This is a genomic window from Streptomyces sp. NBC_01077 (assembly GCF_045162855.1).
GTDB lineage: Bacteria > Actinomycetota > Actinomycetes > Streptomycetales > Streptomycetaceae > Streptomyces.
In genome coordinates this window covers 743,294-758,256 of the sequence record NZ_CP108669.1, presented here as the reverse complement: position 1 = coordinate 758,256, position 14,963 = coordinate 743,294, and the positions used below count along the sequence as shown (strand labels likewise).

Genomic DNA, 14,963 nt, shown 5'->3' with positions numbered 1-14,963 from the left:
GCTCCCCTGGCCCGCCCACCCGAGAACGACGTGAAGGAACTCGGTTGTGCACACCCCCGCCCCTGCGCTGGCACAGGCTCGTCGAAACCCTGCTGTGCTCATCGCGGGAATCAGTACCGCTCTCCGGTGGAGCACGGCTGGACTGAAGGCCGAGTGATTGTGGCGTTTGCGGTCATCTCTGAACATGCTGCGTGCTGCTGCCCTTCGGGTCTCTACCGTGTGCTGAGGCCGGGTGGGCGGTTGCCTGCCGGTCGCTCCGGAGGAGGGCGGGAAACGGTCGGAGTGTCCGAGTTCGAGCTGCTGGACCGGAAGGAGCGCGCTCTGCGCGCCGAGGCGGAGGTCCTGGACAAGGAGTCCGCCGAGATCAGTCGGCGCCAGGACGCGGTGGAGGCGAACCTGCAGCGCGTCGCTGACGCTCGTGCGATCTTGCAACAGCTCTTCGTGGAGGATCCCGCCCCCTGCCCAGGGCCGGAGGAAGAGCCTGTCGATCCCGGGGCTGATGGGACGGGGCCGGACGGCGGCGCCGCCGGAGGCGAAGAAGAGGATGCCGAAGCCGTCGTCACGGGCTGGGACCGCAGCACGCCGGGGCCCGTTGACACGGAGGAGGCCCGGCGCGGGGCAGTCACCCTGCTGGCGACGTCCGGCAGGAAGATGCGTGCCCGGGCCATCGCCGAGGCGATCGGGGAGGACGTGTCGACGGCTGCCCGGGTGGAGACCACCCGGGGCCGCTTGAAGACGCTGGTGACGGAAGGGGTGCTCATGGAGGATCCGGCGGGCGTGTTCTTCATCGCCACCTCCGGTCACCCCGCCGAGGGCGCCCCCGAGCCGGGGGATGCCTCTTGATCGATTACCGAGTGGTGGACGTATACCTGTACTTGGCGGAGCACTCAGAGGAGTAAGCCGACAAGGGCAGCAGGTCAGCGGGCAGGCCACCTACTCGAAAGCGGTGCTCAACGAAGGGGCCGGACACACCTTTCCGGATGTGCGGCAGCGACGTAGCGCATCGCGGCGCCGGTACTGATCCCGAACAGCCGCATCAGGCGGAGGGGATCCGCCGAGAGGCGGGCTTCGTCGAGGATGCGGTCCTCGCGTAGTTGCCACAGAGACAGCTCCAGTGATGGGCATGCTCCCTTCAGGGTGCTGACGACGACGCTCGGGTGATTGGCATCCAGCGCGGTCTGCTGGCTGACCAGCAGGTGAGGGTTGCCGGAGTACGGCCAGCGGCGATGGCGCTCGGTGAGCCATTCGGCGGCGAGGCTGTATGTCAGACCTTCCAGGTGAACGGTGTGGAGCTGATGGCTGCGGCGGACGTCCACCAGCAGGCGTACGCTGCCCTCGCCCGTACGCACCGGGGCCGGCCGGTCGCCGAGATCGTGCCCCTGCTCCGTGCGGCCGCCGACCGTGCGCTCCTCGGCTTCACCGGATCCGACCTGGTCGAGCAGGCACAGGCGATAAGCAGCGGGGCGCCGTACGAGCTCCGGGTACGCGTCACCGGGTAGCCGTAGGGCGTGCGATCACGGGGCGGGTCTGCATAACCTGGGAGCTGTGGGATCTCAGAACGCGCGTCACATGCCGACGCTGTGGCCTGCGGCTCTCTGCTCATTCTCACGCCGATGGCCATGCTTCTGTCTCAGGAGCGTGGCCATTTCCGGCCTCGGGGAGCAATGGAACGGTGGTTGGCGTTAAGCATTGACCGACGTCATGGATGCCGTTGACGGCGGGCGTTCCCGACGGTTGCCCGTGCTTGTCCGGTTCGGGGTCGGCGAAGGCGCGGTATCCGCCGAGATCTCGGGCTGGGCGAGGACGTCGCCGCGGCGTACGACTCGGACCGGACCCGGGGCCGTCATCGGATGCTGATCCGCCGGCGTAGCGAGGTCGTGTCGGATATTCAGCAAGACCGCCGTCGTCATCACCGCGAAGTCCGCCGGGCGCAAGGTCTTCGGCCTCGCCACCGCAGGCGTCCGTCTCGCTTGACCTCTTGCGCGTCAGTCCGGCAGCCAGTGCAGCTCGTGCGCCAGGGTTTTGGCGACGGCACGGATGCGGCGGTGTAGCGGCGACTGCTCGCGTGGGAGGACCAGGTGGATCGTCAGGCTGGGCGCGCCCCGCAGCGGTCGCCAGGTGAGACCGGCCGGTTGTGCCGTGACCGCGGCTTCTCCGGCCGGGGCAAGGGTGACCCCGTCGCGCAGGTCGCGCTGAGACATGTCGAAAGCGACTGCGGGCGTGTGGAATCGGGGGTGTGGTCGGGTGTCTCGGAACAGTGCGGACAGCTGATCGTGGATCACGGGGTTGGCCGCACGGTCCGGGAGTCGCAGCGGATACGCGGCCGCGTCGGCGATCTCGATCTCCGGGTGTTCGGCCAGCGGATGGTGCTGCGCCAGCTGGACCCCGACGCGCATACGCCGCAGCAGGAACCGGCGCACGCCACGGCCCGGCTGTTCACCGCGGGTGATCCCGGCATCGATGCGGCCGTCGGCGACCGCGGGGGAGATCTCCGGTGTCGCCATCGGGACCGCGCCGACCTCGAGTCCGCTGTTGCCGCGAATCAGTCTGTCCACCAGGGCCGGTGTCGTCTCGGCCCCGGCGCTGAGGCTGTATCCGATGCGCAGCGTGCCCAGTTCACCGGCCGCCGCGCTCCGGGCGGTGTCCCATGCCCGGTCCAGCGCCGCCAGCGCGGGCGGCGCGGACTCCGCCAAAGCTGCACCGGCCGTGGTCAATACGACGCTGCGCGTGTTGCGGACCAGCAGGGCCGTACCGAGTTCCGCCTCCAATCGGCGCATCCGGGTGCTGAGTGCGGGCTGTGCGATACCGATCCGTGCGGCCGCGCGGGTGAAGTTCAACTCCTCCGCCAGCACCAGGAAGTACCGCAGGCTCACCGTATCCGGCGCCACGTGCCCTCCCTGCCGATTGATAACGATCCGTTCTGAGTCTATCCCGTACCGGTCTTTCCCTCGACCGCACATCAAGCCCTAACCTGCGCATTATGACGATTCAACTGACCGCAGTACCCGTCGCCGGGATCGATCGATCTGAGTGTCAATTCGAAGTCGGACGTGTCCGGCCCAACACAGGAGGTTTCCATGGCTAAGGGCTACTGGGTCAGTGTCTACCCCGCCATTTCCGACCCTGAGAGGCTGACTGTCTACGACAAGCTGGCCGGTCCGGCTGTCCAGGCTGGGGGCGGGCGCGTCCTGTCCCGGATCCCGTCCCGTGGCGGTCGAGTCGTCGCCCACGAGGCCGGAATCACGCAACGCGTCGTTCTGATCGAGTTCGACAGCTTTGAACAGGCCGTCGCGGCATACGAGAGCGAGGCATACCAGAAGGCGCTGGTGGCCCTCCCCGACGGCGTCGAGCGCGACTTCCGCATCATCGAAGGCATCGACTGACCGGCGGGCCCAGCCATCGCTGAGCATCCGTCACCTGATCCGCACACGGTGCTGAACGACGACTCACGAGACGAGTTCGAAGCCATGCCCCGCGTCCCAGTTCGTCGTCGACGTCCTCGACGGCCTGATCCCTGTCGGGCGGATCGAAGAAGCGACGCGACGTCCGGGCCAGCTGGACTGTCTCGCTGACCTCGTCGACGAAACTGCTGGTGGTGGCCTTGCCGATCTTGGTGGTGCTGAAGTGGGACCACATCTTGCCGTCGGGCCGGTGGTGATCTGGTCCGGGCGCGAGCCCGCGGTGGGCACCGGTACGCGGTGACGGCCCCGGCCGGGGTGATCTTCCCGATCTTGTGGCTGTTGTATTCGGTGAACCACATGTTGCCGTCCGGACCGGGGGTGATGTCGAAGAGAGCCGGAGGTCTGGTTGGCGAGGTCTTCGTCACAGGCGTCCAGGAGGTTGACGGAGCACAGGATTCCGTGTGCGGTGAGAGCACGCGCGATCGGGACCGTGGAACGGTGGGCGCCTGGCCGTTTACCGGGAAGAGCCAAGGTTCTGGGGGCATTGGCGTTCCAGCCGTGCCTCGGCTGTTCGTCGACGACCCGCTTGAGCAGGGCAGCGAGTGGACCGGGACGGCGGATCGGGGTGTCGTCGAAACGCAGAGTGACGTGACCGCCGGCCTGGCCCAGGTGCCCGGTGGCCAGGGCGACGATGCGGCTGAGGTGCTGGCCGAACATCAGCACCAGGGAACCCGCAGCCCTTACGTCCAGGGGCAGCTCCGCGTCGTACAGGTGCTGCTGAAGCAGATCCCAGTGGGCGACCTTCGTCCATGCCATCGGGAGCGGGCCGCCGCCGTGCTCCATGAGTGCGGGCTCGACGCGCTCGCCGGCTCGTACGCGGGCGGCTTGCCCGTCGGACAGGCGCGCATGGTCGAGGTGGCCCGCGCGCTCGCCGATCCGCCCCGTGTCCTGTTCCTGGACGAGCCCGCATCCGGGACGACTGCCGAGGAGCGTCGCGGACTCGCCGCCGTCATACGGCATATGGCGGACGAGGAGAACTGCGCGGTGCTGCTCGTCGAGCACAACGTGGCCTTCGTGATGGAGCTGTGCTCACGCGTCGTGGTGCTCGACCTCGGCCGGGTTCTCGCCGAAGGGGCGCCGGCCGAGATCCACGCGGACCCGGCGGTGCGGGAGGCGTATCTCGGCACCGGTCCCGGCAGGGCGGGAGGCTACCTCGGCACCGGTCCCAGGCGGTGCGGAACGTGATCACCCCGATCGTTGACGCCGGGGGCTACCACTCGACGACGCGAGGATCGACCTCTCAGCGAGGGGTGAGGCGCGGGTCTCCGCCCCGCGCGCCCCCGGCGCGTGCCTCGGCACGTGCGCCCTTTCGGGTCGAGTGGGGCGGGGCGCCGTCGACAGGGGTGGGTCCGGACGTCAGACTGTTCGCGGAGGTGACGCGGGTGGTGGAACCGGTGGAAATGCGGGCCGCTGTTCGGGAGACGTACGGTCCGGCCGACCTCAGCTCGGTCCCGGTGTTCGCCGGGGGGTTCATCAACTTCGGGTACTGGCACTCGATCGACCTCGCCGGACCGCTCACGGTCGACGACCGGGTCCGCAGCCAGGAGGACATGTACCGGCAGGTGCTCGACGCCGCCGGTCCGCTCGCCGGTCGGCAGATCGTCGAGGTCGGCTGTGGGCTCGGTGTCGGCTGCGCGCTCGCCCTGCGCGAATACCGGCCGGAGCGGGTGACCGGTATGGACATCCATCCGCAGCAGCTGGACCGCGCCCGCCGGGCGAATGCGGATCTGCTGGAGACCTCGCCGTCGGCGCTCCGGTTCGTCCGCGGTGCGGCGGAGGAGATGCCGTTCGGTGACGGCGAGTTCGACTGCGTCTACAGCGTCGAGGCCGCCCAGCACTTCGACGACATGATCGCCTTCACCCGGGAGGCGGCCCGGGTGCTGCGGCCCGGCGGTCGGGTGGTCGTCGCGAGCTTCTTCACCCCGGACGACGACCCGGACCACGGAGCGCGGCTCGCGTCGTACCTGGAGACGTTCGCCGACGGGCTGGACATCGCGCGTCCCGTCACGCTCGTGACCGACGCGTTCACCCGGGCGGGCCTGACGGACGCGCGGGCCGTGTCCATCGGGCCGGAGGTGTGGCAGGGCTGGGACCGCTGGCTGTCGGACCAGTGGAAGCCGGGAACCTGGCCGCGCAACTTCCTGAAGGCCTACGAGCAGCGCAACCTCGACTACTACATCGTCACGGCCACCCGCCCGCAGGCCTGATCCGGGGACCCGGATCCGCCGTCGCGCGCCCCCGTCGCCCGTACGGGGGCGCGCTTGGCCTATACCAATTGCGTGAGTCCCAGTAGTCTCCTCCGTGGCCAGCGGTACACCCCATTCCCCCACCCCGGTTGCGTGCTGGCGCGGGCGACGCCGACCCTCACACTGCCCCGAGCAGCCGGGTTCCCCCCATTCGCCGCCTCCAGGAGGATCACGGTGAACGTTCGCACGAGAAGCTCGGCCATCATCTGCACCCTCGGTCTCGTCACCTTCCTCGCTCTCGCCACGGCCTCCGCGGAGGGTGGTGACGCCCGGCAGCCGGTCGCGAAGGTCGCTACGGCCGCTGAGGCCGCAACGGCCGCCGAGGCCGCGAAAGTCGCGAAGATCTCGCTCACCCGTGTCGCCACGGCGCGCAATCCGATCGCCGGTGCCGCCGGTCCTGGCGGCACGGTCTGGATCGCCGAACGGGCCGGCACCGTAAGGGTGTTGGGCTCCCAAGGGCTCGGTGAGCCGGTGCTCGACATCTCCGCCGAGACCACCACCGACGGTGAACGCGGCCTCCTCGGCATCGCGTTCGACAACGCACGCGCGCACCTCTACATCTCGTACACGAATCTCGAAGGAACCAGCACCGTCGACGAGTTCGCCGTACGGAAGGGCAAGATCCGGCCGGAGAGCCGGCGTACCGTCCTCACCCAGACGCAGCCGTACGCGAACCACAACGGCGGCGACATCAAGTTCGGTCCCGACGGATACCTCTACATCGCGTTCGGGGACGGAGGCGCGGGCGGCGACCCGCACGGCAACGGGCAGAACCTCGACACGCTGCTCGGCAAGCTGCTGCGGATCGACCCGCGCGGAGGCACGCCGTACGCGATCCCCCCGGACAACCCCTTCGTCGGCGACCCGAACGCGAGGGATGAGATCTGGGCGTACGGGCTGCGCAACCCGTGGCGGTTCTCCTTCGACTCGCGCACGGGTGACCTGCTGATCGGCGACGTCGGCCAGAACGACTGGGAGGAGATCGACCGGGCGCCCGCGAGGAGCAAGGGAGGCGAGAACTACGGCTGGTCCCAGATGGAGGGCAACCACCCCTTCCGGGGCGGCACCGAGCCGGCGAACCACGTGCGCCCGATCCACGAGTACGCCCGCACCGGACTCGGCTGCGCGGTGACCGGCGGGTTCGTCTACCGGGGGAGCGCGATCCCGGCCCTCAGGGGGCAGTACGTGTTCAGCGACTACTGCGACGGCACCATCCGCTCCCTCGCGCTGAAGAACGGCAGGGTGACCGGGGTGAACGACCTCGTCGTCAACGGGGGCGAGGTCATCTCGTTCGTGGAAGGCCGCGCGGGCGAGCTGTACGTCCTCGCGCTGGGCGGCGACATCACCCGTATCGACCCGGCGTAGCCGACGAGGCCCGCCACGGCCCGACCCGATGCCGGGGCGGGCCGTGGCGTGCGGCCTGTCGTTCGACGGGCGTTCATGCGACAACGGGTCCGACGCCGACCGGCGTTCGGCGGCGGGCGTGAGTCTCGTGACGCCCTTCGCCACTCTCTCAGGACGGACACTCCGTGCTCGAAGTTCGTGCTCCCCGGGGGCGTCGCCGCCTCGCCCCGATCCGCCTCGCCGTCGCCGGTGCCACGCTGCTCGCCGCCGCGACGCTGGCCGCACCGGCCGCGCACGCCGCTCCGGTGGACGACATCCGTATCAACGAGGTGGTGACGACCGGCAGCGTCGACGACTCGATCGAGCTGTTCAACAAGGGCGCGGCCGCGGTCGACATCTCAGGCTGGGTCCTCAAGGACGACGACTCGAGCCACACCTTCACGGTTCCGGCGGGGGCGACGCTCGCTCCGGGGACGGCGCGCGCGTTCGACGTGGCCGCGGCGTTCGGTCTCGGTTCCAGTGACAAGGCCCGCCTCTACCTGCCGGGCGGCAGCACCCTCGTCGACAGCTTCAGCTGGAGCGCCCACTCCGCCCCGTCCTGGTCGCGCTGCCCCGACGGCACGGGGTCTTTCGGGAAGGCGGCTTTGACGCTGGGCGCGCCTAACGACTGCGGTTCCGGCGGTGGTACGAACCCGGTGCCCTGGCCCGGCGGCAGCTCGGTGACGACGGCCGACGGGGCCGACGTCTTCGGCGAGGACCTCAGTGGCCTGTACCAGGAGGGCTCCGTCCTCTGGGCCGCCCAGAACTCCGGCAAGCTGTGGCGCCTGGTCCGCGACGGCTCCGGCGGCTGGCGGCCGGACACCGCCAACGGCTGGACCTCCGGCAAGTCGCTGCGCTACCCCGGTGGGAGCGGCAGCCCCGACGGCGAGGCCGTCACCCTGACCGCCGCCGGCGCCGCAGGCGGCGCGTACGTCGCGACCGAGCGCAACGGCGACGCCTCCGGCACCAGCCGCCTGTCCGTGCTCCGCTACGAGGTCGCCACCGGCACCGGCAGCACCCTGACCGCCACGAAGGAGTGGAACCTGACCGCCGGTCTGCCGGCCGTGGGCTCCAACCTCGGCTTCGAGGCGATCACCTGGATCCCCGACACCACCCTCGTCGCGGCCGGATTCAAGGACGAGTCGACCGGCGCGGCCTATGACCCGAACCGGTACGGCGCGCACACCGGCGGTGTCTTCCTCCTCGGCGTGGAGGGCACCGGCGCGGTCCACGCGTACGTCCTCCAGGACAGTGGCGCCGCCACCCGCGTCGCCACCATCGCCAGTGGCATGGCCGGCGTGATGGAGCTCCAGTGGGAGCCGCAGGCCGCCCGGCTGTGGATGGTCTGCGACGACACCTGCGGCGGTCTGCACAAGACCATGAAGATCGGCAGCGCCGGCACCTTCGCCCCCACCGCCTCCTACCAGCGCCCGAGCGGCATGCCCGACCTCAACAACGAGGGCTTCGCCGTGGCCGGCGCCGACGAGTGCGTCGCCGGCACCAAGCCCGTGTACTGGTCCGACGACAGCAACACGGGCGGCCACGCGCTGCGCAGGGGCACCATCGCCTGCTGAGCCGTGGTGGGACGCCACAGTTCGGCCGGGGGGAACGCGCGCGGGAGCCATGGGCGCCCGTCGCGGGCAAGTACCGTGCTCAATGCGGTGGCGGTACGGCGTTCAGGGCGTAGCTGATGTCGCAGCCCCCCTCTCCGGGCATCCGCTGGATCCGGGGCGGCGCCCATACCTCGGTGGCGCCGGCGCCCACGCGGGCGATCACGCAGTCCTGCGGGTCGAAGCCGTTGCCCTTCGGCGACAGGGGAACGCCGACGCGGTCGCCTTCCGTCGCCACCTCGGTCCGGATCGCCGGATCGCCGGATCGCCGGATCGAGGTCCAGGCCGGTGAGCGTCCGGCGCACCTCGGCCTCTCTCCGCCGACGCGGGATCCGCGCTGTCATCCCCCAGCCTTCCGACCAGATCAGCCACCGCCTGCGGCAAGGCCGCGCCGGCGGTCGCCCACCAGCCTTCGACTCCGAGGCATACAAGCAGCGCAACGCGGTCGAGCGATGCATCAACCGGTTCAAGCAGTGGCGCGGGCTGGCCGTGCGAACCGACAATCTCGCCATCGCCCACCAGGCCGCACTCCACCTCGCCGCCATCCCTGTCTGGGCACGGCGATAGCCCACTCAGTGATCGACCACCCAGCGCGCGTCCGTCGGCCAGGATCCCGTATCAACGATCTGCTTCACGAGCCTGAACGCCTCACGGATGGGGACGGTGTCCTCATCCGGGTATTCGTTGTCCTGCCCGTTGGAGAGGACGAACCCGTCGCTCGCTCCCTGAGCCCCGGGGTCCACGGCATGCTCGCCGGGATCGCCCTTCTTCGAGCAGCATCACCATCGCGCGCTCAGTGTTCGTCAAGAAGGCCAGAGACCGCCCGGACAAACTGGTCAGCCACGTCTCAAGCCGGCCGCTGTCGATCCTCGACCGAAGAGCCTCCAGCACCACCGCGGACGACACAGGCACAGGGCTGTCGTCATTGATCACCCAAGACTCGATCACGAGCACGACGATCTCACGGAGGATCTAAGAGATAGGGCCTAGCAGCTCAAGATCCACCGGACCCGCTAACAAAGCGGGCGATCTGGCGAGGTAGGCTGGCATTCCATGGCAATAAGCTCCGCCCTGTGGTCCTTCGCCCTCGTTGTAGGGCTTCTCACTCTGACTCCCGGACTCGACACGGCGCTGATCTTGCGCACGTCGGCCCTTGGCCGGCGCAGGAGAGCCTGGGGCGTCGTCCTCGGAATTCAGACCGGCACCCTGGTGTGGGGTGCGTTCACCTCCCTCGGAGTGACCGCGCTTCTCACGGCCTCCCACCTCGCCTATACCGCGTTGCGCTGGATCGGCGCCGCTTACCTGATCTGGATGGGGGCCCGCATGCTCCGGGACACCTTCCGGGGGCTGCCCACGGCAGACGCGGACGATCCACTTCTGGCCGCCGGCGCGGTCTCGGTCAGCGGCGGCTGGCGGCAGGGGACGCTCACCAACCTCCTGAACCCGAAGATGGGCGTCTTCTACCTTGCCGTCCTGCCTCAGTTCATCCCCCCGGGGACCAGCCACTTCACCATGGGCCTCCTGCTCACCATGGTGCACATCCTCATCGGATTGCTCTGGTCTGCCGTCCTCATCGGCTTCGCTCGCGTCCTGCAGGGCTGGCTCCGCAAGCCCCAGGCCCGCCGCCTGCTCGACCGGATCACCGGCACCGTCATCGGCGTCTTCGGTATCAGGCTGGCTCTCAGCAACTGACGACCTGAAGGCCAGGCCCATCGGCCTGCTCAGGACCCAGATCAAGATGGACGCGACGTGGAGTGCGGCCCGGTAGGCGAGGGCGAGTTTGTCCGTCCGTAGGGCCAGGCCGCGCCACTGCTTGAGTCGGGCGATGCACCGCTCGACGGCATTGCGCGCCTTGTATCTGTCGGTGTCAAGGCCGGGCGGGCGGCCTCCGGCGCGGCCTCGCCGCAGACGGTGATCGATCTGGTCGGCAGGCTGGGGGATGACAGCCCGGATGCCTCGGCGACGAAGGTGTGCACGGATCGCGCGGGACGAGTAGGCGCGATCCGCCAGGACGACCGCAGGACGGGTTCTTGGCCTCCCGGGTCCGCTGCGTGGGATCCGGATCCTGGCCATGACCGCCTCGAAGGCCGGCGCGTCGCCGGCTTGATCGGCGGTGACGTGGATACCAAGCGGCCGAGCCCGGCTGTCACTGGCCAAGTGGACCTTTGTGCTCAGGCCGCCGCGGGAGCGTCCGAGCGCGTGCTCCTCGGGCTCGGACCGGTCTGGCGCCCCCTTTTCCTGGCTCCGGCCGCATGCTGGTGAGCCCGGCTGACGGTGGAGTCCACCGAGACTGTCCAGCCCACATCGTCATCTTCAGCCGCCGCGGAAAGAACCGCTGTGAGGATGCGTTCCCACGTGCCGTCCACGGCCCACCTGATCAGGCGCTTGTGAGCGGTCTGAAAAGACCCGAGTTCGTTGGGTAGATCTCGCCAGGGTGAGCAGGTGCGGTACTTCCACGCAATGGCCTCAAGGGTTCGGCGGTGGCCGGCCCACCGTCGTCCACGAACCGGATCGGCCGGCATCAGCGGCTCGATCCGACCCCACATCGCATCAGTGATCACTAATCGGACAGGCATGTCCGATCAACTGACCAACCCATCAAAGAGGCACGCTCTAAAGCGTGTTGCAGAAGGATGTGTCCGGGCAGGTCAAGCCGGGTTGGTGGCCGGTCTGGTCATGCGGCGAGGGCGAGGTCGTGCATGTGGGCGACAGCCTGAACCGCGTGGTGGAGGCCGTTGCCGCGCTGTCGGCAGTCGCGGAGGATCTTGTAGTGCTTCATGCGGGCGAAGTCGTGCTCGACGCGGGCCCGGACTTTGCGGTGTTCGGTGTTGTCCTCCTCTTCGCCGGGCAGCAAGGCCCGGCCGGGGCGTTTGCGGTGCGGGACGACGAGTCCGGTGTTGATGTAGGCGCCGTCGGCAAGCACGGTCACGCCTTCGCAGTGCCGTGCCAGGCCGGAGTCCCGCCATGCTCTCGCTTCAGCGGTGTTGCCGGGCACTGGACGTGCCGCGGCGATCACCAGCTTGGTGTCGGCGTCGATGATGACCTGCACGTTCGCCGAGAACCGGTAGTTGCGTGAGGACGCCCCGACCTTCCGGTCGCGGACCGGGATCAGGGTGCCGTCCACGATCCCCAGCCGCTCGACAGCGTCGGCCGGACGGGTGGCCGGCTCGATCGCCAGCAGCAGCCGCAGCCGCTTGATGACTCGGCACACCGTCGCCGGCGAGCAGCCGAACAGCGGCGCGAACTGCCGTATGGTGAGGTTCGCGCGGTAGTACACAGCGACCAGCAGCACCCGGTCGGCCAGCGGCAGACACCACGGCCGGCCACCGCCAGGACCGTTCCCGCCCCGCTCACGGACCACCTTCACCAGCCGCTCGAACTGCCGCATCCGCAGACCCGTGAACGTCTCCGCCCACAACGGCTCAGCCCTCAACACCCCACGCATACAGGAGAAATGCCCGCTCTATAGCCTTCTGCAACACGCTTTAGGCCCCGGCACACAGCGATCCTGTTGTGCCGGGCCCTAGTCACATCCGGGCCCGTACTTACGGGTGGCCGTACCTCACGCACTTCAGGTACACGACCTGCGGGCCGTCCGCCCCGTTGTCCAGGCACACCCGCACCACCGCGGCTCCACCCGGTGCATCCGCCGGTACCTGGAAGGAGAACGTGTCGCTCGCCCCGCACACATTGCCGGACAAGCCCACGCCCATCTGGCCATTTTGCGAGTCGAGGGTGAACGCCGTAGTACCACGGCAGCTGTTCACGTCGACCGACTTGTGCTCACCCGCCACCACCACCGATCGCCCGTACCAGGTGATGGTGCCCCGCGTGTACGTCTGTCCGTAGGTGACATCGAAGCTGCTGACCGGATAGTCGGCTGCGCTCGCCGGTGGGGCAGCCAGCAGAGCAGCGCACGTCAGCGTGGCAGAACCAAGGGCGACAGCAAGGCGGGTACGCACGTCGTCTCCAGGGGTGTCGGCGCATACGGTCAGCGGCCAGTATCCGGCGGCCCGTTGGCCTCGTCTATGCCGCCCCACCACGTTCCGGGCTCTCGGTATCCCACCCCCTGCTCCGCCTCCCGGGCCAGCGACCCAAGCACGGCTTCCACAGCGCGACCTTGTCGGACATAGGCCGCCGCTTCACTCACCAGGTGCCTACCTGGCACGGCGGCAGTGACTCTGATGAGGCTCGTTGATTCCTCACCTGGTGCGCTGGGGTGGCCAGACTCGCTCACTTACTTCCCCACTTTCAGCGCCACGTGGGATCGGCCGACAGAGCCGCTCATCGGGTCTTGGGCGCACTCGGGAAGCGAGCCGCAGTGGTGGTTCCGTCAGACCGGATGCTTGCGGATCCGCCAGAGGGCGAGAGTGGCCAGGAGCGCCGCCTGGGTGACGAAGAGCGCGGTCTCCAGGTATTGGAAGGTCCAGTAGCGATCGGCCGGCTGTTCGGCGATTGCGACGTGGATGTTGCCTTTGGCCAGGCAGTTGGGCAGTTCGGAGAGCGCGCTGTGGTCCATGCAGCCCTGGAACCAGGCGGTGTGGCCGACCTCCTTGCCTGCGGAGTCGAGGATCGGGCTGGTGTCGATGACCCAGGGCCCGCCGGGGATGCGGAGGCCGCCGATGTCGCCGTAGGTTCCGATCTTCGTCAGATGGCCGATCAGGTCGGCGGTGAGCGGGACCGAGGTGCGGGTCGGCGCCTGGTAGTGCGGGCGAAGAAGCATGGGGACCGCGATCTGGAGCGCCGTGAAGACGACCAGGGTGGCCGCCATGGCGGGCACGGCGCGGCGCAGGATCAGGCCCAGGACTGCGCCGAGGACGAAGGCGAAGGCGGTGTAGCCGAGTGGGGCGATGTCGCGGGAGGCGAAGTTCACCGGTTCGAAGCGGTTGTTGACGATGGTGGTGACCGGGCCGGTCGCCCAGGTCAGCAGCAGGCTGTACACGCCGGCGGTGGTCACGCTCAGCAGTCCGACCAGTGCGAGTTTGGCCGCGAGCCACCGGGTGCGGGTGACGCTCTGGTTCCACACCAGCCGGTGGGTGCCCGCCTCCAGCTCGCGGGCGATCAGCGGTGCGCCCCAGTAGACGCCGATGACGGCGGGGACGATGAGCAGCAGGTAGCCGAGTAGGTCGGTCTGGAGGCCGTAGCGGTCGGCGAGGGCGCCGAGCGGGCCGGAGCATGCGTTGGGGGTGGCGCAGTGTGCGAGGGTGTCGTCGTAAGCGCTGTGGATCCGCCTGCCGAGTGCGACGAGGTAGCCGGCCAGGAGTACGAGGGCCGCGAGGCCCACCAGTGCCTGGGCGCGGAACTGGCGCCAGGTCATCCAGGTCATCGGTGGTCCTCCGCGACGGTCGAGGTGGGTGCCTCCGGTCGGAGGCTGGGGGAGGGGCGGGTCTCGCTGCGGTCGGCCCGGTCCAGGTAGGCGAGGGCCAGCTCTTCGAGGCCGACCCCCGTCGTGGTCCAGGGGCCGCCGGCCAGCAGCGCCCGGTCGGCGCGGACGACGGCGGTGCCCTCCCGATCGCTCGGGTCGGTGCGCGTGATGACGTCCGCCGCGGTGGGCAGGGCCAGGAGGTCCGACCGGTGCGCGGTGACGCGGACGTGGTCGGCCATCAGCTGGGTCACGTCACCGGCCAGTTGGACCCGGGAGCCCGCCAGGACGATCAGGTGGTCGCACACCCGCTCGATGTCGGGCAGGGCGTGGGAGGAGAGTATGGCGGCGGCGCCCAGGTCGGTGACGGACTCCAGCAGGTGGTCCAGGAAGGCGTGCCGGGCCAGCGGGTCCAGGGCGGCGGCTGGCTCGTCGAAGATCAGCAGCTCAGGCCGTTTGGCCGCGGCGATGGTCAGGGCGAGTTGGGCACGCTGGCCGCCGGAGAGCCGGCCTGCCTTCTGCAGTGGGTCGAGGTCGATGCGGGCGAGTCGGTGGCGGGCGAGGGCAGAGTCCCAGCCGGGGTTGAGACGGGCACCCATCTGCAGGTGGTCGGCGACGGAGAGCTCGGCGTAGAGCGGGGCGTCCTGGGCGACGAAGCCGACCTTGGCCAGGTGGGCGGGGCCTGCGGCGGGTGCGTCGCCGAGGACTCGGATGGTGCCCGAGCTGGGCGTGATCAGGCCGCAGGCCAGTTGCAGCAGCGTGGGCTTGCCTGCGCCGTTCGGGCCGACCAGTCCGATCACCCGGCCAGGCGGGACGTTCAGGTCGATGTCGGTGAGCGCGTGGTGGCGGCCGTACCGCTTGCCCAGCTTCACGGCTTCGAGTACCGGTGTCATGTGTCCGA

At 69.4% G+C, this 14,963-nt stretch carries 15 protein-coding genes and 2 pseudogenes; 9 read left to right on the top strand and 8 right to left on the bottom strand.

Annotated features, from left to right (window positions below):
* The first annotated feature begins 282 nt into the window (after window positions 1–282).
* Window positions 283–843 carry a hypothetical protein gene (locus tag OG462_RS03490; protein WP_406054314.1) on the top strand — a complete coding sequence of 187 codons (561 nt, stop codon included), beginning with the start codon at window positions 283–285 and terminating at the stop codon, window positions 841–843.
* A gap of 107 nt (window positions 844–950) precedes the next feature.
* Here OG462_RS03490 and OG462_RS03485 read toward each other — a convergent pair whose 3' ends face one another.
* The gene (locus tag OG462_RS03485) at window positions 951–1,316 is read right to left on the bottom strand and encodes a hypothetical protein (RefSeq protein ID WP_406054312.1); all 366 of its coding nucleotides are present in this window, start codon (window positions 1,314–1,316) and stop codon (window positions 951–953) included.
* Between OG462_RS03485 and OG462_RS03480 the strand changes: the two genes are divergently transcribed.
* A complete protein-coding gene (locus OG462_RS03480) occupies window positions 1,296–1,499 on the top strand; it encodes a hypothetical protein (protein ID WP_406054310.1) in 204 nt (67 codons plus the stop codon). The genes OG462_RS03485 and OG462_RS03480 overlap by 21 nt on opposite strands.
* A 486-nt stretch (window positions 1,500–1,985) precedes the next feature.
* On the opposite strand, the gene OG462_RS03475 is transcribed toward OG462_RS03480, so the two are convergent.
* Window positions 1,986–2,888, bottom strand: coding sequence for a LysR family transcriptional regulator (locus tag OG462_RS03475; RefSeq protein ID WP_406054308.1), 903 nt, complete (start codon window positions 2,886–2,888; stop codon window positions 1,986–1,988).
* A gap of 189 nt (window positions 2,889–3,077) precedes the next feature.
* Here OG462_RS03475 and OG462_RS03470 point away from each other — a divergent pair, with 189 nt between their 5' ends.
* From OG462_RS03470 to OG462_RS03450, 5 genes are all read left to right on the top strand, one after another.
* A complete protein-coding gene (locus tag OG462_RS03470; protein WP_406054306.1) occupies window positions 3,078–3,383 on the top strand; it encodes a DUF1330 domain-containing protein in 306 nt (101 codons plus the stop codon).
* Window positions 3,384–3,698: 315 nt separating this feature from the next.
* Window positions 3,699–4,646, top strand: coding sequence for an ATP-binding cassette domain-containing protein (locus OG462_RS03465; protein WP_406054304.1), 948 nt, complete (start codon window positions 3,699–3,701; stop codon window positions 4,644–4,646).
* Between the two features lie 197 nt (window positions 4,647–4,843).
* Entirely contained in the window at window positions 4,844–5,668 is an 825-nt protein-coding gene (locus OG462_RS03460) for a class I SAM-dependent methyltransferase (RefSeq protein WP_406054302.1), read from the top strand.
* A 213-nt stretch (window positions 5,669–5,881) separates the two neighbouring features.
* Window positions 5,882–7,072 (top strand): PQQ-dependent sugar dehydrogenase, encoded by a 1,191-nt coding sequence (locus OG462_RS03455; protein WP_406054300.1) that lies wholly within the window; start codon window positions 5,882–5,884, stop codon window positions 7,070–7,072.
* Between the two features lie 164 nt (window positions 7,073–7,236).
* Window positions 7,237–8,664 (top strand): lamin tail domain-containing protein, encoded by a 1,428-nt coding sequence (locus tag OG462_RS03450; RefSeq protein WP_406054298.1) that lies wholly within the window; start codon window positions 7,237–7,239, stop codon window positions 8,662–8,664.
* A gap of 79 nt (window positions 8,665–8,743) precedes the next feature.
* Here the strand turns inward: OG462_RS03450 and OG462_RS03445 are convergent, their stop codons facing one another.
* Window positions 8,744–8,938, bottom strand: coding sequence for a hypothetical protein (locus tag OG462_RS03445; RefSeq protein WP_406054296.1), 195 nt, complete (start codon window positions 8,936–8,938; stop codon window positions 8,744–8,746).
* 74 nt (window positions 8,939–9,012) lie between these two features.
* On the opposite strand from OG462_RS03445, the pseudogene OG462_RS03440 reads away from it, so the two are divergent.
* A pseudogene (locus OG462_RS03440) lies at window positions 9,013–9,267 on the top strand (IS5/IS1182 family transposase); the annotation flags it as partial.
* 486 nt (window positions 9,268–9,753) lie between these two features.
* Window positions 9,754–10,392, top strand: coding sequence for a LysE family translocator (locus OG462_RS03435; protein ID WP_406054294.1), 639 nt, complete (start codon window positions 9,754–9,756; stop codon window positions 10,390–10,392).
* A 27-nt stretch (window positions 10,393–10,419) separates the two neighbouring features.
* On the opposite strand, the pseudogene OG462_RS03430 reads toward OG462_RS03435, so the two are convergent.
* The 5 genes and pseudogenes from OG462_RS03430 to OG462_RS03410 all read right to left on the bottom strand — a co-directional run.
* Window positions 10,420–11,276 (bottom strand): annotated as a pseudogene (locus tag OG462_RS03430) (IS5 family transposase); the annotation flags it as partial.
* Window positions 11,277–11,374: 98 nt separating this feature from the next.
* On the bottom strand, window positions 11,375–12,145 hold the full coding sequence (locus tag OG462_RS03425; RefSeq protein ID WP_406054292.1) for a transposase: 771 nt from the start codon (window positions 12,143–12,145) through the stop codon (window positions 11,375–11,377).
* A gap of 100 nt (window positions 12,146–12,245) precedes the next feature.
* The gene (locus tag OG462_RS03420; RefSeq protein ID WP_406054291.1) at window positions 12,246–12,662 is read right to left on the bottom strand and encodes a hypothetical protein; all 417 of its coding nucleotides are present in this window, start codon (window positions 12,660–12,662) and stop codon (window positions 12,246–12,248) included.
* Window positions 12,663–13,033: 371 nt separating this feature from the next.
* Window positions 13,034–14,026, bottom strand: a complete 993-nt coding sequence (locus OG462_RS03415) for an ABC transporter permease subunit (protein ID WP_406054289.1) — start codon at window positions 14,024–14,026, stop codon at window positions 13,034–13,036.
* Window positions 14,023–14,955 (bottom strand): ABC transporter ATP-binding protein, encoded by a 933-nt coding sequence (locus OG462_RS03410; RefSeq protein WP_406054287.1) that lies wholly within the window; start codon window positions 14,953–14,955, stop codon window positions 14,023–14,025. Before OG462_RS03410 ends, OG462_RS03415 begins: the two co-directional genes overlap by 4 nt.
* Window positions 14,956–14,963: the final 8 nt, after the last annotated feature.